General features: G+C 28.5%; 18 protein-coding genes. 2 read left to right on the top strand and 16 right to left on the bottom strand.

What is annotated here, in order from left to right:
• Positions 1-111 precede the first annotated feature (111 nt).
• The 16 genes from ACKTTQ_RS12800 to ACKTTQ_RS12725 form a co-directional block, all read right to left on the bottom strand.
• A complete protein-coding gene (locus ACKTTQ_RS12800; protein ID WP_113785604.1) occupies positions 112-1,254 on the bottom strand; it encodes a helix-turn-helix transcriptional regulator in 1,143 nt (380 codons plus the stop codon).
• Between the two features lie 108 nt (positions 1,255-1,362).
• Complete coding sequence (locus ACKTTQ_RS12795) at positions 1,363-2,277, bottom strand: bifunctional metallophosphatase/5'-nucleotidase (protein ID WP_408049411.1); 915 nt, start codon at positions 2,275-2,277, stop codon at positions 1,363-1,365.
• Positions 2,277-3,023, bottom strand: coding sequence for a 5'-nucleotidase C-terminal domain-containing protein (locus tag ACKTTQ_RS12790; protein ID WP_408049410.1), 747 nt, complete (start codon positions 3,021-3,023; stop codon positions 2,277-2,279). The genes ACKTTQ_RS12795 and ACKTTQ_RS12790 overlap by 1 nt, the downstream gene beginning before the upstream one ends.
• 12 nt (positions 3,024-3,035) lie before the next feature.
• Positions 3,036-3,473 carry a hypothetical protein gene (locus tag ACKTTQ_RS12785; protein ID WP_408049409.1) on the bottom strand — a complete coding sequence of 146 codons (438 nt, stop codon included), beginning with the start codon at positions 3,471-3,473 and terminating at the stop codon, positions 3,036-3,038.
• Positions 3,463-4,692, bottom strand: a complete 1,230-nt coding sequence (locus tag ACKTTQ_RS12780) for an ABC transporter permease (protein ID WP_408049408.1) — start codon at positions 4,690-4,692, stop codon at positions 3,463-3,465. Before ACKTTQ_RS12780 ends, ACKTTQ_RS12785 begins: the two co-directional genes overlap by 11 nt.
• On the bottom strand, positions 4,689-5,318 hold the full coding sequence (locus ACKTTQ_RS12775; RefSeq protein ID WP_113785609.1) for an ABC transporter ATP-binding protein: 630 nt from the start codon (positions 5,316-5,318) through the stop codon (positions 4,689-4,691). Before ACKTTQ_RS12775 ends, ACKTTQ_RS12780 begins: the two co-directional genes overlap by 4 nt.
• A 29-nt stretch (positions 5,319-5,347) precedes the next feature.
• A complete protein-coding gene (locus tag ACKTTQ_RS12770; protein ID WP_093870527.1) occupies positions 5,348-6,547 on the bottom strand; it encodes a GTP-binding protein in 1,200 nt (399 codons plus the stop codon).
• Positions 6,548-6,684: 137 nt separating this feature from the next.
• On the bottom strand, positions 6,685-7,641 hold the full coding sequence (locus ACKTTQ_RS12765; RefSeq protein WP_408049407.1) for an alpha/beta hydrolase family protein: 957 nt from the start codon (positions 7,639-7,641) through the stop codon (positions 6,685-6,687).
• 16 nt (positions 7,642-7,657) lie between these two features.
• Positions 7,658-9,334 (bottom strand): PhoX family protein, encoded by a 1,677-nt coding sequence (locus ACKTTQ_RS12760; RefSeq protein WP_408049406.1) that lies wholly within the window; start codon positions 9,332-9,334, stop codon positions 7,658-7,660.
• 6 nt (positions 9,335-9,340) lie between these two features.
• The gene (locus tag ACKTTQ_RS12755; RefSeq protein WP_408049405.1) at positions 9,341-9,838 is read right to left on the bottom strand and encodes a hypothetical protein; all 498 of its coding nucleotides are present in this window, start codon (positions 9,836-9,838) and stop codon (positions 9,341-9,343) included.
• Positions 9,838-10,311: a hypothetical protein gene (locus tag ACKTTQ_RS12750; protein WP_408049404.1), complete on the bottom strand. Its 474-nt coding sequence runs from the start codon at positions 10,309-10,311 to the stop codon at positions 9,838-9,840. The genes ACKTTQ_RS12755 and ACKTTQ_RS12750 overlap by 1 nt, the downstream gene beginning before the upstream one ends.
• 3 nt (positions 10,312-10,314) lie before the next feature.
• Positions 10,315-10,977, bottom strand: a complete 663-nt coding sequence (folE, locus tag ACKTTQ_RS12745; RefSeq protein WP_299135583.1) for a GTP cyclohydrolase I FolE — start codon at positions 10,975-10,977, stop codon at positions 10,315-10,317.
• Positions 10,970-11,374, bottom strand: a complete 405-nt coding sequence (locus ACKTTQ_RS12740) for a MerC domain-containing protein (protein WP_408049403.1) — start codon at positions 11,372-11,374, stop codon at positions 10,970-10,972. The genes folE and ACKTTQ_RS12740 overlap by 8 nt, the downstream gene beginning before the upstream one ends.
• Before the next feature lie 188 nt (positions 11,375-11,562).
• The gene (locus tag ACKTTQ_RS12735; RefSeq protein WP_408049402.1) at positions 11,563-12,354 is read right to left on the bottom strand and encodes a hypothetical protein; all 792 of its coding nucleotides are present in this window, start codon (positions 12,352-12,354) and stop codon (positions 11,563-11,565) included.
• Between the two features lies 1 nt (position 12,355).
• A complete protein-coding gene (locus tag ACKTTQ_RS12730) occupies positions 12,356-14,134 on the bottom strand; it encodes a TonB-dependent receptor (RefSeq protein WP_299135576.1) in 1,779 nt (592 codons plus the stop codon).
• 36 nt (positions 14,135-14,170) lie between these two features.
• Positions 14,171-17,194, bottom strand: a complete 3,024-nt coding sequence (locus ACKTTQ_RS12725) for a tetratricopeptide repeat protein (protein ID WP_408049401.1) — start codon at positions 17,192-17,194, stop codon at positions 14,171-14,173.
• Between the two features lie 126 nt (positions 17,195-17,320).
• Between ACKTTQ_RS12725 and ACKTTQ_RS12720 the strand changes: the two genes are divergently transcribed.
• The gene (locus tag ACKTTQ_RS12720) at positions 17,321-18,010 is read left to right on the top strand and encodes a cell division ATP-binding protein FtsE (RefSeq protein WP_093870536.1); all 690 of its coding nucleotides are present in this window, start codon (positions 17,321-17,323) and stop codon (positions 18,008-18,010) included.
• On the top strand, positions 18,003-19,124 hold the full coding sequence (locus ACKTTQ_RS12715) for a glycosyltransferase (RefSeq protein WP_093870537.1): 1,122 nt from the start codon (positions 18,003-18,005) through the stop codon (positions 19,122-19,124). Before ACKTTQ_RS12720 ends, ACKTTQ_RS12715 begins: the two co-directional genes overlap by 8 nt.

The raw sequence follows: 19,124 nt of genomic DNA, 5'->3' as shown, positions 1-19,124 counted from the left end.
GATGTTTTAAATTGATTTCTGCTAAATTGCTTATAATCAGTTTAAAATAAAAGGTTACGCATTGATGAAAATAAGAGTTTGTATGGTTAAGTATATGATTAAGTATTTAATTTAACTACAGGAAATAGTGGCAAAACCTAACAGGTTTTTATCAATAGCATAACTTATTAATTGTTCTTTTCCGTCAGACCCAGAGACATTTAAGGCTTTTTTTATTTGGTAAATATGAGCTTGAAATCCATCTACACTAATATTCATAGCTTCTGCAATTTCGGTATATGATTTTTTTGTTCCACAAACACCAAGGTTTGCTAATACTTCTTTTTGACGATCAGATAGTTCAACTTTTGAAGATTTTTTTAACTTTTTATACTTCTTTTTTTGTTGATCTATTTCGGATTTTAAGTGTTTTATTGTGTCTAAGTGACTTTCATTTGCTATTAATAGAGTTTCTTTGTCTTTCTCTAATGTCTCTTTTATCGTTTTTATTTTTATAAATTCAGATTGTTGTTCTTCTTTTTCGGCTAATAATTTCCAGCTGTATAAAAGTATTGTGAACAATAGGATGAATAAAAATTTAAAAGATAGTGCAGTAACAATTCCTAATATGTTCCATGTGCTTAAAGGTATCCAATATTGAATTTGAGTTTCAGGAATAATTCTGTGGGTAACTGCAATTATTATTAAAACAAATAAAGCAAAAGTAGGGAGGTACATAAATCGCATACCTCTATTTTTGAATGCTTTATTCAACTCTTGAAGTAAAGAAAATGCAACAACTAATGAAATTGGGATATCAATTAACCAAATTACATTATTACTTGCATTTTCATTGTTATTACTATAAAATGAAATTAAAAATACGGAAGCAATCATACCTAAAATTCCTCCGAAAATTATAAAAACTTCTCTATTAGTGAATCGTTCTATGATTCTAATAACAATACTTCTTTTTTCATAATGTTCTATTGAAGGTATAGACATTAATATAAACAAAGAATTAACTAATGAGAAGAAAACTCCTAGACTAATAATAATTTTATGGTTAGTAGAAATATTGAAAACAGAAGTTAAAATTATATTTATAAAAGCACCTGCTCCCCAAGAAAAAATAGCTAAAGCAAACCACTTAATACCCTGTATTGAATTGGTATCAGTGTTTTTGTTTTTTTCTTTAAAGTATACACGTTTAATTACAAAAGCAGTAATTAAACAAACTATAGCGGTTATATAGAAAGAAACTTTTGTTAACATTAGTTTTTTTAGGAAACTAAATTACTAATAATTATTAGAGTAATATGTAATGGATATAGTTTACGTCTTGGTTATTTATGTAAATTCGAGTAAAATTAGTTAACTTTTTTATACTAAAATAGTAGTTCCATTAGATGTTTTATTATTGTTTTCATCAAAATAAAAATCAATTCTACCTAGATTGACTCCGTAAGCACCAACTTGATTGATAAGAGTATTTTTATCGTCAATATTTCTTATAATAGTTGGTTTAGGTAAAAATGTATGTGTATGCCCCCCAATAATTAAATCAATATTTTTAGTAGCTTTAGCTAAGTTTAAATCAGAAATGGTGTCAGGATTGTTTTTATAATAATATCCTAAATGAGATAAACAAATAATTAAATCACAGTGTTCTTCGTTTTTAAGGGTGTTTGTTATGTCTTGGGTTATTTCAATAGGATTTAGATAAGTAGTTTCTTTGTACATTCTTTTGTCTACTAATCCATCCAATTCAATACCTAATCCAAATATTCCTATTTTAATACCATCTTTAAAAATGATTTTGTAGGGTTTTACGTGTGTATCTAAAACAGTGTTTTTAAAATCGTAATTAGCAGAGACAAAGTCGAATTTAGCATTTGGGAGCTGTTTATATAAGCCATTTATAGAATTATCGAAATCGTGATTTCCAATAGTGGCAACATCGTATTTCAGCATACTCATTAGTTTAAATTCAAGAGCACCCTCGAAATAATTAAAATAAGGAGTTCCTTGAAAAATATCTCCAGCATCTAGAAGCAAAGTGTTTTTGTTTTCTAATCGTATTTGTTCAATTAAAGACGCGCGTCTAGAAACACCACCTCTATTTGCGTATCTAGTATGATTTGCTTTAAAAGGCTCAATATGACTATGTGTGTCATTTGTATGTAGAATGGTGATATGTTTTTGTTTTTTTGGAATAAATGACGGTAATGTTAATCCACCAATCATAGCAAGTGTTGAAGCTCCTCCTAACTGTTTAATAAAATCACGTCTTTTCATTATTTAATAATTATGCGGTTATCTATTGAGGTTTTCAGGGTGTCCACTTTTTTAAAGTAGTTGATAATAGCGTCTCTAACTTTGTAGTTTAATTTTGTTAACTTTTTTGGGTTTTTAAAAAAAATCATTTTGTCACCACCGCCTTGTAAAAAATCAGATGTTAATACAGAGTATGTTTTATTTTTATCGAATATTTCACCATTAATTTTTAAAGAGTAGTTGTTTTCTTTAATTGTTAATTCTATATTTTTCGATAGGGGGTTCGCTACTTTGTTTTCGATGAAATAATTAACAAGTTCAATTACTTTGTTTCCTGTAATTTCTGCTACTACGAGCTCATTTTCAAAAGGCATTAATTTAAAAGCGTGTTCTTTTGTTATTTTTCCAGCAGGAATTGTTGCACGTATTCCTCCATGATTAAACATAGAAAAATCAATAGAGGTGTTGCTTTTCTCTTTAAAAATTGGGGCAGCCATTTCAATACATAAATCAGCTAATAAATTTCCTAAATTACTTTGCATATTAATACCTTGTCTAGTTAATTTTTCTGGCGTATAACTTAGTACTTTAGACATATTATCTGCTAGCTTTTTTTTGTAAGGAGCTATAGTGTCTTCTATTTTTTCTGAAGATTGTATTGTGCTATCAATTGCTATTGTTTTAGCAGTTATTTTGGTGAGTTGTGTATTGTTTTTTTTACAGGAAGTAATTGCCAAAAAAAAACAAAATAAATATGATAATTTCATTTAAATAAAATTTTATTTAACTAATGTTCCTTTACAGTTAGTTAGTATATAATTAAAATGTTCAACATCTGAGTCGTTAAGTTTTAATGTTCCTGTTATTGATACTATATTGTCTGTTATAAATTTTAGTTTAAAATTAGATTGTAGTTCTATGGTGGTTTCTGGGCCACCAATACCACAAAAATAACAAGCAGACATTGGACCTTTTGATAAGATGTTGTATTTTTCGCTAAGGTCTAAACTTAAAAAATAACCAGTAATAGTTATTTGTTTTCCATCTAAAGCTTTAACAGAGTCTGAAAATTTTGGATGCAATAAGGTTTCATCATAATCAGGAAAATATTTTTTCGTAAATTTTACTTTAGATAAATCTTTCCAAGTTACTTTTTGCTGACCAAAGATCAAATAAAAAGATAGGAAAAAAAACATAAAAAGAACTTTATTTCTCATTGCTTAAAATTGTAGATATATTCATGTTTATTATTGGATAAATAGCTAAAGAAATGGAAAGAAAGACCATTAAGAAAACAAACGAAGCTATTTGCAAAAAATCTTTAAAAACTAATTCTTGAAGTATAATTTGTTGGTTACTAATTTGTATTAAACTAACGATAGTTCCTAATGCTATTTTGATTAATAGGAACCCCAATAAAAAAGCAATTAATACTATAATTCCACCTTCGTAAATTACCATCTTAATTAATTGATAATTATTAGCTCCATAAGTTCGTAAAATAGCTAAATCAAAAGCTCGTTCTTTTATCATTTTATAGGAGCTTATGAAAATAATAACACAAGAAATTATAAGAATTAAATAACCTATCCAAGAAATAGTTTGAAGTCCAATGTTTGTGTATTTATATAACTTCCCCAATTCATATTTAGGCAAAGCAGCTTGCATACTAGTATGCTTATTAATTTTTCTAGGAATAGTTAAAAAAGCTCTTGGATTTTTAAAAGTTACTAATAAAGAGGTGATTTCTTTATCTTCGTGTTCTTCATGGTGTTTATGCTCTTCATGATGTTCTTGTTCTTCATGATGCTCATTGTTACCATGATCATGTGTTTCCCATACACTTTCTAAATTGGTAATTATTAAGCGATCTATTACTTTTTGCGTTGGTTTTAAAATACCTACTATCGTTAACTTGTCTGAATGTACCTCTATATTATTTTCTATTAGTCCATGAGAACTTAAAAAAGAATCTCCTATTTTTAGGTGTAATTCCTTAGCTACGGTATTTCCTAAAATCACTTCCATAGCTTTTTGAACTTTACGACCTTTTTTTAACTCGGCTTTATAAAGAGAGATAAATTGATTTGTTGTACCTACAATTCTATATCCTTTGTAATTATCTCCATAAGAAATAGGAACTGCAAGTTTAATCATTGAGTTTTTACCTATTTTTTTGGCATCCTCATAAGGAATGTTCCCAGTTGGGTTATCTATATGTAATACAGAAGCTAAGGTTAACTGTAAAGGACTTCCTTTGGCTCCAATAACTAAATCAATTTGGCTTAAGTTATTTTCAATTTGAGTTTCAAAAGATTTTTTTAATTGTTGAATACCTAAAAGAAGGGTGACACTTAGCGATAAAATAAAAATGCTTAAAAAACTATATAATGGTTTTGATTTTATATTTTGAATACTAATTTTCCAAATGTTCATAATGTAATTGAGTTTTGGAAGTGTGATTTTAGTCTATGATCGTGAGTAATAACGATTAAATTAGCACTTGTTAGTTTTGCCTGCTCTTTTAAAATTTTAATAACAGTATTACAGTTTTGATCATCTAAACTAGAGGTGGGTTCATCAGCTAAAATAACTTTGGGATTATGAATTATAGATAAAGCTATTCCTAGTCGCTGTAATTGACCTTCACTTAATTTGTTTACTTTTTTGTTTTTTAAATCATAAATATCTAACTGCTTCAATAGATCTTCAATCTCTTTGTTAGTTGTGTTTTTTTTGCTGAAAAAAAGACGTGTTTGTAAGTTCTCAAATACATTTAAAGATTGAACTAAATGATTTTTTTGAAAAACAAGCCCAATGTTTTTACCTCTAAATGTATTTAATTCATTATTTGATAGTGAATTAATGTCTGTTTTGTTGATTGTTATTTTTCCTGAAAGAGGAGTTAATAAACCAGCACAAAGATGTAGTAGTGTTGTTTTTCCAATACCAGATTTCCCTAAAATGAGCAAGTTTTCTCGTTTTTCTAAAGTAATATTTGGAAATTTAAAAATTTGATTTCCTTTTTTATATTGAAAAGTAAGGTATTCTGTTTGTAACATCTTATGTTTTTATATTCTTTATAGGAAATTTAAATAGCTATTGGCCATTGGTCTTGTTTAGGAAATAACTGTTTTTTCCAAGCTTGTATTTCTAAATCTGTTAACAAACAATTTTCTAATTCTTTGATCATTTTTATTTTGTTTAGATGTTGTCCAATAAAAACTAACTCTATTTTTCTATCCCCAAAAGAAGAATCCCAGGTTGATTCAATTAAATCTTTATTTTCAGTAAATGAAGCATAGTTAATTCGTTCAGAAAAAGGCATGGAAGCCCACCAAACACCTGCGCTATCAGCTTTGCAAGAGCCTCCGGCAGAACTCCATAATAAAGCTTGATTAGGTCTTGAAGCTAGCCAAAATAAGCCTTTACTTCTGATAATATTTTGTGGGAAATGTTGGTTTAAGTAGGTTAAAAAACGTTCTGGATGAAATGGTTTTTTATTTCTGAATACAAAAGATCCAATACCGTATTCTTCAGTTTCTGGGACATGTTCATTTTCTAACTCTTTTACCCAACCAGCTGATGCTTCTGCTTTTTCATAATCAAATAAGCCAGTATTAAGAACATTTTTTAATTCAACTTGAGACTCATTAGTTGTAATGATTTCAGCTTCTGGATTTAATTTATGAATAATAGCATGAAGTTCTTCTACTTGTTCAGTGGTTACAAGATCAATTTTATTAATGATGATTACGTTTGCAAATTCAATTTGATCAGTTAATAAATTTACAATAGTTCTATTATCACCCTCTATATTTGTAAGTGATCTAGTTGTAAGATAATCTGAACTTGAAAAATCTTTTAAGAAATTAAAAGCATCAACAACTGTAACCATTGTGTCTATATAACTAAAACGACTAAGATCTATCTTCCCATCTTCACTTTCAAAACTAAATGTTTGTGCAACTGGAATAGGTTCACTTATACCTGTACTTTCAATTAATAGATAATCAAATTTATTTTGAGATGCTAGTTTTTCTACTTCTACCATAAGGTCTTCACGAAGTGTACAGCAAATACAACCATTAGACATTTCTACTAGTTTTTCTTCAGTTCTAGATAGTGTATTTTCATTTTCAATGAATTGAGCATCAATGTTAACTTCGCTCATGTCGTTAACAATTACCGCTACTTTTAAACCTTTTTTATTATGTAGTACATGGTTTAATAATGTGGTTTTTCCAGCTCCTAGGAATCCACTTAATACTGTTACTGGTAGTTTTTTCATGTTGTTTTTGAAATAGTTAATGGTTTATATTTCAATTTAATTTAAAGATGTTCTTTTTTAGTATCCGACTTTTTTAATGCATTCACATGAGTAAAAGTCTTAAAGTTTATAGGAAAGCTTATTAAGCACTTAACTTTTTATCTTCCGTGTAATTTCATGTTTGGTAAATCATTAAGATCTCTTAAGTAATAATCAAAAAAACTTTTAGTTTGAGAGAAAAATTCATCACGAAATTCTCTTATTCCATGATCAGCTCCTTCGAATAAAATAAAACGGACAGGATGTTTATACTTATATAAGTTGCTAACCAATTCTAATGATTCAGTAGCTTGAACACGCCAATCTGAGCTTCCATGCATTATTAAAATTGGTGTTGTTTTACACATTTTATTAGCCCAGAATACAGCAGATCGTTTTTTAAGTTCTTTCTCTTTGTTGTCGTTATAATTTGGAATATACTTAGCGTATACATGTTTTTCAAATTCTGGACGATTTTTAAGAGCTGTAAACGAATTGGCTGCACCAGCAAGAACTACTGCAGCTTTAAAAGTACAAGTTTTTTTAAGGGCTAGGTAGGTCATCATGCCACCTCTACTAGCACCTTCGATACCTATTCTAGAGGTGTCCGCATTTTCAATTTCATTTAAAGTTGGAATAAGGTTTAAAACATCATTTACGTCACTACCGCCTATTTCTTCTTTTCCTTCACTACCGCTATTTCCTCTATATTGACTAGCTGCTACAACATACCCCCAACTTGCAAGTTTTCCAAGAAAGAAACCAACGCCAATTTCGTTCCATTCTCCAAAATTTCCAGTACCTCCTCTATTTGAAATAATACAAGGAAAATTACCTTCCCTAATTGGTTTAGCAATAAAACCTTTAATTTTTAATGAGTCAGATAGGTATGTTATACTATAAAACTCAACTTTTTTTAATGCTGAAATCATATTAGAATCAGCCCTTTGAATTTTTGTTAGTGTTGACTTACTTAAAATAAGTTTTTCTTTCTTTATAATTTTTCCATTTTGAGCATGTAAATTATAAGAATTGTAAAGAATAAAAAGTAAAATTGTAGCTAGTTTATACCTCATGATTTCTTAATCTTGATTAAGATTCTATTTTATTAAGCATATTCATTTTTTCGATTAAATCACCTGTAATAGCAACAACAGCTGGTTTAGGAATACCATCTTTATCAAAAGGCCATTTGCTTGTAGGATTTTTTAGATCTCTAGTTTGTTCTCCTGGGTGTTGTACACTTAAAAATAATGTTTTACCATCAGGAGAGAACCATGGTCCAGTAAATTCAGCATCCATAGGAGCAGAGGCAACTCTAACTACTTTTCCTGCATCTATACCGTGTCGTGGTATTACAAATAAGCTATTGTTTTTAAAGGGAACATAAGGTTTATTCTCTCTGTTCATAGAGTTTCCAGAGATGTCAGAAGTCATCCAAAGGTTTCCTGATAAATCAAAAGCTAAGTTATCTGGGCATGAAAACCCGTTAGCTTCTCCACCTGCTTTATAGGTAGAAGCTTTAAAGGTTAATGCATCAAAAGCAAAGTTGTTTTCTTCAATTTTTAAAATAGAACCATGAAAATCACCTTTACTTTTGTTATTAGTTAGTGAAACAAAAATGTTTCCTGTTATTGGATCAATTTCAATATCTTCAGGTCTGTTTAATTCAGTTGCACCTAGTAGCTTTGAAGCTTCTCTAGCTCTAATTAAAACCTCTGTTTGATTTTTAAATTTGTCTTTTAAAATAGGTTGACTATCCCAGTCTAATGCAAGCCATTTCCCATTGATAGTGTCGGCAACATAAAGTGTACCTTCTTTTAAAGATTGTGGCTTTGAAGAAATGAATTTATATAAATGTTCATCGTTTTTATCATCTCCAGTATATGCTACTACTCGTTTATCTTTAAGTTCATATAATGTACAACATTCATGAGCAAACCTTCCTAATGCTATATGTTTTTGAGCAGCTCCACTGTTTGGCTCTATTTCTACTACCCAGCCATAATGTTCAGGAGGGTAATTGTAAAATTTTTCCCACCCATAGTTACTTGGTTGATGAGTAGCTACATTTGTTTCATCATATTTAGTTTCACCAAAGCAACTATCATAATTTTCTTCACAAGTGATAAATGTTTTCCAAGGGGTAATTCCTCCAGAGCAATTACTATTTGTTCCAATAACTGTGTTTTTTCCTTTAATAGGATGATCCCAGTTAAGGTTCATTGGAGTTTTAGCTGTTATTCGTCTGTTATGTGGATCGTTTGGAACAATTTCCCATATTCCATTCTCTTCTTTAACTCTTACAATGCTTCCACCAACATTGTACATTTCTTTATCAACTTGTTCTTTTGTTTTATCTTGATTAAGTTTTTTGGATTCTCTATAATTAAAGTTTGAGACAAAAAGGGGGTTTACGTATTCATGATTAACCCATAATAATCCATCTTTAGGATTATTATCATCAAAAGGGATGTAACAATTAAAGTCATTGTTAAATCCAAAAGTGTCGGTGTCATTAATTTTATCCCCCCATTTTATTATGGTATGATATTCTAATCCTTTAGTTAATACTAAATTATCTTCGTTTGTAGGAGCTAAAGCTTCTAAAGTAACTTTCTTTAGTTTTTCAAGATTTTTATAAGCTACTTTCTTAGTATTTGAAGGAGTACTATTTTTACCACAGCTAATTAAAAAGGGTGGTGAAATAATAGCGCCTAAACTAGCTTTGCCTAAAAAGGAAATAAACTTTCTTCTGTTGTATTCCATTTGTATTTAATTTAGGTAATGTTTTTGAATACAAATTAGGTTTGGATGAATGTTTTCAAAAACATTCTCAAACCGATTGTAAATCTTACCATTAATTTTTAACTTAGAATTTATAATACCACCTAATTCAAACTGTAACTCTTTTATTTTATAATTCAAGAAATAAGAAAGAATTGAAAACTGACTATCTGTATTTTTCCACAATACTTCAGTATGTTTTTTTTGTTGTATAATTTCATCGTATAGTCTTTTTAATCCCCTTATTTTAGAAAAATCTTGAGTGCTTAATGCATCGTTAATAATGTCATTATTACTAGATAAAATAAATGATATTTCTTTAATGTTATGTTTATTAATTGTTTGCTTTAGATACTCAATCGTTTTATTATTAGTAACAAAAGAATTTCCTAGTGAGGTGTAAAAATAATTTTTACACTTAAATTCATTGTTGATAGTAGATTCTAAACAATCTGTAGGACATAAAAGGAAAAGACGGTTATGCATTAGCTTATAGCTTCAGGATTATAAGGGAATGAAGAATGGTGTAAATCAATTTTTAGTTTTCCATTAACAAGTTTATAACTAAAAGTATATTCAACTTTTGCTTCACTACCGTTTAAATCAGTAAAAAAATAGTTACCCATAGCTAATGCGCGATTTTCCTCTAAAATTAGATTAGAATTTTCAAAACGTACTTTTGTCCATGGCTGTATAGCGAATCCTTTATCCTCTTCACAAGCGCGATTTTCTCCAGCAATAAAATAAGATAAAGCCTCTGGTTTTGTGGGTCTGAATTGTTCTAACGAACATTTAGTCGGTTTAAATGATACCAATCCAGATTCAAAGTTATAAAGTTCATCAAGAAATTGACTTGCAAAATTTTCACATTCAGTTCTGTTATCTTTTAATGAACCAATTTTTACAACTCCTTCTCCCCAGCTATTTTGAATGTTTACTATTTGTTCTTTAGTTATCATAATTTATGGTGTTTGATTATTAATTATATTTATAAATTCGTCACGATTTAATTTATCACTAAAAGATCCGCCATACTCTAAAGTTGTTGTATAGCTATCTTTATCTTTTATACCTCTTGAAGAAACACATAGATGTTTAGCGCATATCATTACAATTACATCATCTGTTTTTAAAACGTTTTGTAAATTTTTAAGAATTTGTAGAGATAATCTTTCTTGCACTTGTGGGCGATGTGCATAGTAATCTACTAATCTGTTTATTTTTGATAAACCGATTACTTTATCTTTTGGGATATACGCAATATGGGCATGTCCAGTTATGGGTAAAAAATGATGTTCGCAAGCTGAATCAATTGTGATATTCTGCTCAACTAACATTTTTTTGTAGCCATATTTATTTTCAAATATTGATAGTTTTGGTTTGTTTTTTGGAGCTAAGCCATAAAATAATTCTTTCACATACATTTTAGCAACTCTATATGGTGTTCCAGATAAACTATCATCAGTTAAATCGAGTCCAAGTTCAGTCATTATTTTTCCAAAATAAAGCTCTATATTTTTAATCTTTTCATCATCAGATTTATCAAAAGCATTTGGTAATAAAGGCGTTTCTATGTTAGAGCTTATGTGGTTGTCTCCAATTAATTCAATTTGTTTTTTATCCATGTTTTGTGCAGCATTTGTCATTTTTACATTGACAATATTTTTGATTATATAAATGAAGTCCCATTAGTAAAAGTGCTACTATGTATTTAATTGTTTCATGAAGATTGATTAACTGTGTTTTCTCATTAAGTATTACTATAAATAAAGCTAACCAATTTACCCATAAAGCAGGTTTAATTATAGTATTAGAAGTGTTTTTGGTAGAATGATAAACAGCAAAAAAAGAAATAGTTAAAAAGATGTAATCTATCCATTGCCACCAAGTTGGTGTTGCATTACAACAGCTCGTTGAACAAGTTTGTACAATAAATAAAAAAGGAGTAGCAATGCAATGAAGCATGCATAATGTACTAGCAAGAATACCAATATTATCTGATTTAGATAAAGTAAGTTTCATGGATTAAATAATTAAAGCAACTAAGTTGCGAATATAAGAGTTTCTTTTGAATTTGCAACTTAGGTGCATAAATAAAGCGGTGTTAAAAAACACTTAAAATAATTTTTGAACCATGCGTAAGTACTAAATAACTGGTAATTATTATGTAGGAGATATTAAATCTAGGTTAGTTAGTAGAGTTTAAGGTATTAGTGAATTTGAAAATGAATGTGATCATCATGTCTAACTGCCTTACAACCTTGAAAAGGAACTTTAGTAGAACTTATACTTAATCGTTTTTTTAAATGAGGTTCAATAAAAATTTTTTGAACATTTTTATCTTTTGCAATTAAGTTAATTAAAAATGCATTTGCTGTATTTGAAAAAATCAAACTCTTGTTTGAACCAAATGTTAAGTATTTAGTGAAGTCATATTGCCAATATCCTTTTGATTTACAGAAATTAGTAGTGCTTTTTTCTTGCTCTTTAGGTATTTCAAAAATACCATAACCAGTGTTGGATGGTTTTTGATTAGTATGTTTTCCTGCTATATTTTTATAAATAAATGAAAGGTCTATTTTTTTTCCATCATTATGACTTAAGTGAGGTAGTAAAGGAAATCCATTAAGAAAAGGAAAATTAGCATCTAGATATACCAGTTGTAGATTCGGGTATTTATCATTAAATTTTTTACCTATAGTTTGTAATGATTTGTTTAGGGGAGTGCTTACATAGTTTCTGTTTAATACTATTGTTAAGTAGGAGTGAGGAGAAACAAAACTAGAATTACTTATTTTTTCTCTTCCACAAAAAGAGGCGATAGGTGGTATTAAAATAAATGTAGCTGTTAAATATATTCCAATAAAAATTGTTGTGTTTTTTAGTTTTTTGTACGGAGTGTTTTTTAAAAATAAAAAAGTTGACAGTATAAAAATTATACCGCCAACTTGAGTGATTATAGTTAGTAAAATGAAAATTAATAACTGTATTAATCTTTTCATTTTAAAACAATGAGTCAAACTTCCATGTGATTCCGCCTAATGCTTGAAATCCTTGAACCCCGAAGTTTGTATACTGCTGATAGTTGTTGTTTAAAACGTTTTTTAAATTTAAGAAAACAGAAAAGTCATCATGAAAATGGTACCCTCCATTAAAATTAATGTCTATATAACTTTTTAAATTTACAGTTGTAAAGGGAGAAGGTGTTATACCGTCATATTGTACGCCTTTTCTTTCTCCCACAAAAAATAAATTAGCTCCAGCATACCATTTATCAACTTTATAACTTCCAAATAATTCACCTTTAATTTTTGGTTCGTTCCATGGGTGTAACTGATTTTCAAGTGTAAATTTATTGAATTCAAGGTTAGCACCTACGGTTAAGTTTTTTATGCCTTCAAAAGCAACTTCACCAAAAAATGAAATTAACTTAGTGTCATTGTATATTACTCTAAAAGAGTTCCCAAACTCATAACCATTTAAGATAAAACCATTGCTGCCAGTAGATTTTTTTCCGTCAGATTTAGAATAGTTTAGTGTGTAAAAAGGTCTGTCTTCAATATCGGAATAGCTAGCCTTAAAATTATAACTAAATTGCTGACTCATTTTTCCTTTAATTCCTCCAAAGGCATTATATTTCTCATTAGTTTGAGTGACATCTAATGTAGGTGAAACATATGGATTGTTGTCAGAATAATTCTTGTACGTATTGTTTTTTAGACCTCCTGTAGCTCCAATAAAAATATTAGCAAAGTCTTTTACAATTGGATATGATATTTCTACGTCAGGATATAATAAAAAATGGTTTACAGTTTTTTCTATATCCATAGAAAAGTATCCTTTACCTCCAAGTTTTATAGATAAATCTTTTATATTGAATTTATAATAAGGATTAACTCCTAAAGTTAAAAAACTATATTTAATTTCATTTTGACTTTCATATGCGTTAGCAAATTTTCCACCTAAAAAATTGACAGAAGTTTTTAGTAACAGGTCATTTAAATTTCTATGAATTCCTTCTAAAGGAAAGTTGAAATTAACAGCAGCATCAATATTGAACTCACTACTACTGAAAGCGTCTGAAAAGAAAGAAACAGATCCGTTAGCGGTGTCTATATATGAATCATCAAAATTAATTTTTCCATAAAGGTTATAGTATCCATATGTTTGAGCTTCTTCAATAGCATCAATTGTACCATTTGTGAAATCAATATTTGTAGGCAATCCATACCAATTATATTTATTTCGTTCTAAATTTAATCCAGCTTCCCAAACAAAATAACGTTGAACTTGTTGGTGATATAAATCAATATCTAAATTATAGTAAGTACTACTTAGTTTGGTGTTTTCAACAGGGTCTAGTGATAGCAGAAGTTTAGCATATACACCAGATTCACTATCACGATTCATACTTTTTCTAATATATGTTTCTATAAAAGGAGATACGATATTACCAAATCCTGCAGAGATATAATTATCATATAAGCGCTCACGTTTTCCTAGACTTATCTTTTTTAAAGCACCACTTTTAGGAATAAAAGTAGAAGCAACAGGAACAGAAAATATTTGATAATCTAATTTTTTCTTTTCAGTTTCTTTCGTGTGCGTAATTGTAGGCTTTTCTTTTATTTTAAAAGCATCAGTAATTTTGGGAACATAAGAAGTAATTACTTTTACTACTTCTGTTTTTATAATAGTATCTTTTGCTTTCTTTGTGTTTTTATCTTGAGCATTTACAATTGATATTGTAAATAAAACAAGTAACCATACGTGCTTTTTCATTGATTTCAAGTGTTTAGCTTTAGTTTGTAACAAATGTTAGTTTTGTTTAGTTACTGATTCGTTGGTTTTTGCTTCTTTATTTTTAATAGTACGTAATTCGTTTTTAGCTTCTTCAATTACGTCTTTATATTGAGTGAAATTTTTAATAATATTCTCTAAAATATAGGTTGCTTGGTACGCATCTTTTAAAGCGTAATGATTTTTAGCCATAATAATATAGCTTTTAACTCCCCAATATTTATAGTTAGAATAATTAGCTATTAAATTTTGAATAGCTTTATTAGATTCATCGTATTCTTTATGATCATTTAAGAAGAAAGCATTGTAAAAAAGGCATTCAGCTTTCAGTTTTCCAGTGGCTTTTTTATTCACCTCTATAAAGAACTCTTCAGCAGTTTGATAATCATCAGTTTTAAGTGATGCACGAGCTATAATAATTTTAGCATCTTCTATAACTGAGTTATCTATTTTTCCATTACTTAAAACTTTTTCAGCGTAGGTAATTGCATCTGAGTACTTATTGTCATTATAATAACCTTTCATTAAATTACTTTGCGCAAAAATGATATTTTGAGGATAGTTTGCTTCTTTTTCTAATTGTTGTAGAATTCGAATTCCATTTTTCCAATCATCATTGTCTAAGTAAATTTGTCCAAGTTTAGCTAAAGACTCTTCAGTAAATTCATTTTTACTTTGTGCAGCTACATATTCATAATGTGGTTTGGCAGCAGTTCCTTTTTTAATTTTATTTAATGATTGCGCTAAATAAAAATGAGCTTTTAAAGCATTTACTCCATTCGGAAAACGTTGTAGGTAATTTGTAAAACCTTCAATAGCTTTGTTAGTGTTGTTTTCTAGAAATTTGTTTTCAGCAGATTGGTAGGTAGCATTGTCTAACTCGGCATTTGATACATTTACAAATTTTACATTTTTAACCCAAGAAGCATATTCATCAACTTTACCTATGTCTATATATACATTTTTAACGTTAGTAACCGCTTGTTTAGCTTCATTTGAATTAGGATATTTAGCTACAACAGCTTTATATTTTTGTAGAGCTTTGTTGTTGTTATTGTTGTTGTAATATAAAAGACCTTGACGAAGTAAAACACTTGGAGCATAACTGCTTTTAGGATGTTTAGTTAGTATTCTATTATATGCAGCTTGCGCTTTAGGAACACTACCTGTTGTTGTATATGTATTTCCTAGCTGAAATAAAGCATCATCTTTTAATTGAGAATCTTCATAACTATTAGAAATTTTTCTTAGGTTTTCTATTTTATCGTCACTTTTGCCTAAAAAACCATAACTCATAGCTGTTTGGTATTGTGCATAATCTGCTCCAGTACCACCTTCTTGAATAACTTTATTATAGGCAGCAATTGCTTTGTTATATTTTTTAGTGGCATAAAAAGCATCTCCTAATCTATTTGAAGCATCGTCATTTAAATCGTTATTATCATTTTTTTTATCTAAAAACTGTTGAAAATGATTAGCAGCATCACTATACTTTTTTAATTTGAAAAAAGTGTAACCAATATTATAATCTAACTGATTGAAGCTCACAGAAGAATCATCAGTAACTAATAAAAATTGAGTTAAAGAAGTATCATAGTTGCCTAATAAATATTCAGTTTCTGCTAACCAATAATTTGCTTTATTAACAGTAATAGCATTTTCAGCTTTTGTTGCATTAAAAAAATAAGGTTTGGCTTCGTTTAACTTTTGCTCATTAAACAGTTGAATACCTCTGTATAAAGAAACCTCATTAGCTAGTTTTTCATTTTCAGGGTTTTTCTTGTTGCTGTTTAAGTATTCTAAAGCTCCTACGTAATCTCTTTGATGTAAGTATGAGGTTATTAAAAGTTCGCTAATTTCACTATTTTCAGGAGAAAGAGGATATTTAGCCAAATATTCTTTTAAAACTTCAGGTACACTTTTATAAGGATTTCCTTGGTCATAACTTAGTTTAGCGTAATTTAACCATGAACCTTCAGTAATTTTAGGATCAAAATCCATTTCACTTGCATTTTTAAAAGCATTTAAAGCTTCAGCTTTTTTGTCAAGTCTTAAATAACATTCTCCTAAATGATAGTATGCATTTTGAGCTACTTTATTGGTACCGCCAATAATTTTATTAAAATTTTTAATAGCAGTTTCATAGTTTCCCTTTTTATAATATGCGTATCCTAAATAATAGTAATCAGTATTAGTCCACTTTCCTTTAGTACCTCTATACTTTGTAAGGTAAGGAATAGCCTTATCGTATTGCTTTAAGTTAAAATAACTTTCTCCAATAATTTTTGAAATTTGAGAAACTTCTTTTTTGTCTTTAGAAGTGTTTAATAATTTTTCACCAATTTGAACAGATTTATCAAAACGACCAGCTTTAAAACTAATATCTAAAATATAATAGTTAGCTTTTGCTTGATAAGTAGCGTCATTAGCTAATTGACTTAAGTTGTCTTCTGCTTCACCAAAGTTTTCTTGTTTATAGGCTATGTATCCATAAAAATAACGAGCATCATTACCGTATATAGGATTTCCTAATAGCATTTTAAAACGTTCTTTAGCATCTTTTAAGTAGTTTGAAACTAAAAGACAGTAACCTATTTTATAATTTAATTCGTTTTTTTCTTCTTGGTTTAATAACTTATCATTTACTTTTTGATACCATTTTAAAGCATGTGCAGCTTTACGATTAGAAAAATAATAATTACCTACATTTAAATATGCTTTTTCTTTTTTATTACTATACGGATGGTTTTCAACAAAGCTTAAAACTTTATCGTTAGCATCATCTTGAACCAGCTTTATAGCACACATTGCGTCATAATAATCGGCATCAGCTTTTATGTTTTTATGAGGTTCAGATTCTTTTGAAGTTTTAACAAAAAGCTTTTGTGCTGCGGCATAAGCTTTATTATTATAAAGTTCAGTAGCTTTGTAAAAATCAGCATTATCTGTTGCATTAAATGTTGTTTTTTGTGCAATAATACCAGTTGTACAAGCTAAAAAAAGTAAAAAGAAAACATTCTTTTTAATACAATTAATTCTCATATTTTTTAGTTATCTAGAAACTATAACGTTAGTTTTTTATTTTTGTTGGAGGAATAATCATCAAAAGTAATAAATGTTATAGAATTACGTAATAAAATTTTAATTTTGTAAAAAACAATTTTACTTATGGATATACCTGTTTTACATCTTAACAAAGCTGATATTTATCAAAGAGATAATTTAGTTTTATCTAAAATCGACTTTACATTAAATAAAGGGGATTTTTATTATTTAATAGGAAAAACAGGTAGTGGTAAAAGTAGCTTATTAAAAACATTATATGGAGATTTACGTTTACAACGTGGATTAGGGAGTATTGTTGGATTTGACTTAAAAAAAATGCAAGAAAAAGATATTCCTTTTTTAAGAAGAAAATTAGGTATTGTTTTTCAGGATTTTAAGTTATTGAATGATAGGAATGTATATGAAAATTTAGAATTTGTGCTAAAAGCTACTGGTTGGAAAAATAAAGTAGACATGAAAGATAAGATTCATGAAGTGCTTGATAAGGTGGGAATGAAGGAAAAGTACTATAAAAAAACTTTTGAACTTTCTGGTGGTGAGCAACAACGTGTAGCTATTGCAAGAGCTTTATTAAATGATCCAGAGTTGATTTTAGCAGATGAGCCTACTGGTAATTTAGACCCTAAAACATCTTTAGAGGTTATGGAGTTGTTAAATGAAATACATAAAAGCGGAAAAACAATTTTAATGGCTACTCATGATTATCAGTTAATTGTTAAGTATAAGCAAAAAACAGTTAAGTGTGAAGGTGGTGAATTGTTTGAGGTAGTGCAACAACAAACAAATGTCTAAAGGCAATTCTATAAAAAATACTAAAACAGTCTTTGTTGCGGTAACTAATGATTTTTCTACGGATTATAGAGTTCAAAAAACATGTAGTTATCTTATAGAAAAAGGTTTTGAGGTTTTTGTTTATGGAAGGGTTTTACCAGGGACTTTTGAAATAAATATGCCATATAAAATATATCATAAAAAACATTGGTTCAATAATAATGTTTGGTTTTATGCTGAATATAATATTAGGTTGTTTTTTTTCTTGTTGTTTAAAAAGTATGATTTTGTCTTGTCAAATGATTTAGATACTTTACCAGCATGTTTTTTTGCAAGCAAACTAAGAAAAACAGATTTAATATATGATAGTCATGAATTGTTTTCTGAAGGCCCAGAACTACAAGGTAGAAAAATAGTGCAAGGATTTTGGAGGAAATTAGAGAACTATTTTTTACCAAAGATTAAAAAATCATTTACAGTAAGTCAATCTATTGTAGATTTTTATCATAAAAAATATAATAATTCAATGGGGTTGGTGAGGAATTTACCTTTTGCTAATCAAGAAACAGTCTTTGAAGAGGTTAATTTTCCAACTCAAAACAAAGTAATTTTATATCAAGGAGTCTTAAACCCTGGTAGAGGAATAAAACCTATGATTGAAGCGTTAGCATTTTTAGAAGGTGTAGATCTGGTAATTATTGGGTATGGGAAAGTAGAGAAGGAGCTTAAAACTTTTGTAAAAGTAAAAAAAATGACAAATAGAGTTCATTTTTTAGGTAGAGTAGAAAGGGGAAAATTGCCTAATTACACTAAGAAAGCAACTTTAGGAATGGTATTAGAAGAGCCTTTAGGTAAAAGTTTTGAATATTCATTACCAAATAAACTGTTTGATTATATTCATGCAGAATTACCTATAATTGCGGGAAGCCTACCTGAAATAAAAAAGGTAATATGTAGTTTTGGTGTTGGTGTTTTAGTGAAAAATTATGAGCCTAAAAATATCGCTTTAACTATAAAATATTTATTAAAGAATAAAGATTTAATAAACCAAATTAAATCAAATCAAAAAATAGCAAAGGAAACATTGTGTTGGGAAAAAGAACAAAAGCAATTAGATAACTTTTTTATAAATTAA

It is taken from the genome of Tenacibaculum halocynthiae (genome assembly GCF_964512825.1).
In the GTDB taxonomy this organism is placed as follows: Bacteria; Bacteroidota; Bacteroidia; order Flavobacteriales; family Flavobacteriaceae; genus Polaribacter; species Polaribacter halocynthiae.
This window is presented reverse-complemented; position numbering and strand designations above follow the sequence as displayed.

What these genes read in the sequence shown, in the direction of transcription:
- ACKTTQ_RS12800 (WP_113785604.1), bottom strand. Translation starts at nt 1,254, where the DNA reads ATGTTAACAAAAGTTTCTTTCTATATAACCGCTATAGTTTGTTTAATT.
- ACKTTQ_RS12795 (WP_408049411.1), bottom strand. Translation starts at nt 2,277, where the DNA reads ATGAAAAGACGTGATTTTATTAAACAGTTAGGAGGAGCTTCAACACTT.
- ACKTTQ_RS12790 (WP_408049410.1), bottom strand. Translation starts at nt 3,023, where the DNA reads ATGAAATTATCATATTTATTTTGTTTTTTTTTGGCAATTACTTCCTGT.
- ACKTTQ_RS12785 (WP_408049409.1), bottom strand. Translation starts at nt 3,473, where the DNA reads ATGAGAAATAAAGTTCTTTTTATGTTTTTTTTCCTATCTTTTTATTTG.
- ACKTTQ_RS12780 (WP_408049408.1), bottom strand. Translation starts at nt 4,692, where the DNA reads ATGAACATTTGGAAAATTAGTATTCAAAATATAAAATCAAAACCATTA.
- ACKTTQ_RS12775 (WP_113785609.1), bottom strand. Translation starts at nt 5,318, where the DNA reads ATGTTACAAACAGAATACCTTACTTTTCAATATAAAAAAGGAAATCAA.
- ACKTTQ_RS12770 (WP_093870527.1), bottom strand. Translation starts at nt 6,547, where the DNA reads ATGAAAAAACTACCAGTAACAGTATTAAGTGGATTCCTAGGAGCTGGA.
- ACKTTQ_RS12765 (WP_408049407.1), bottom strand. Translation starts at nt 7,641, where the DNA reads ATGAGGTATAAACTAGCTACAATTTTACTTTTTATTCTTTACAATTCT.
- ACKTTQ_RS12760 (WP_408049406.1), bottom strand. Translation starts at nt 9,334, where the DNA reads ATGGAATACAACAGAAGAAAGTTTATTTCCTTTTTAGGCAAAGCTAGT.
- ACKTTQ_RS12755 (WP_408049405.1), bottom strand. Translation starts at nt 9,838, where the DNA reads ATGCATAACCGTCTTTTCCTTTTATGTCCTACAGATTGTTTAGAATCT.
- ACKTTQ_RS12750 (WP_408049404.1), bottom strand. Translation starts at nt 10,311, where the DNA reads ATGATAACTAAAGAACAAATAGTAAACATTCAAAATAGCTGGGGAGAA.
- folE (WP_299135583.1), bottom strand. Translation starts at nt 10,977, where the DNA reads ATGGATAAAAAACAAATTGAATTAATTGGAGACAACCACATAAGCTCT.
- ACKTTQ_RS12740 (WP_408049403.1), bottom strand. Translation starts at nt 11,374, where the DNA reads ATGAAACTTACTTTATCTAAATCAGATAATATTGGTATTCTTGCTAGT.
- ACKTTQ_RS12735 (WP_408049402.1), bottom strand. Translation starts at nt 12,354, where the DNA reads ATGAAAAGATTAATACAGTTATTAATTTTCATTTTACTAACTATAATC.
- ACKTTQ_RS12730 (WP_299135576.1), bottom strand. Translation starts at nt 14,134, where the DNA reads ATGAAAAAGCACGTATGGTTACTTGTTTTATTTACAATATCAATTGTA.
- ACKTTQ_RS12725 (WP_408049401.1), bottom strand. Translation starts at nt 17,194, where the DNA reads ATGAGAATTAATTGTATTAAAAAGAATGTTTTCTTTTTACTTTTTTTA.
- ACKTTQ_RS12720 (WP_093870536.1), top strand. Translation starts at nt 17,321, where the DNA reads ATGGATATACCTGTTTTACATCTTAACAAAGCTGATATTTATCAAAGA.
- ACKTTQ_RS12715 (WP_093870537.1), top strand. Translation starts at nt 18,003, where the DNA reads ATGTCTAAAGGCAATTCTATAAAAAATACTAAAACAGTCTTTGTTGCG.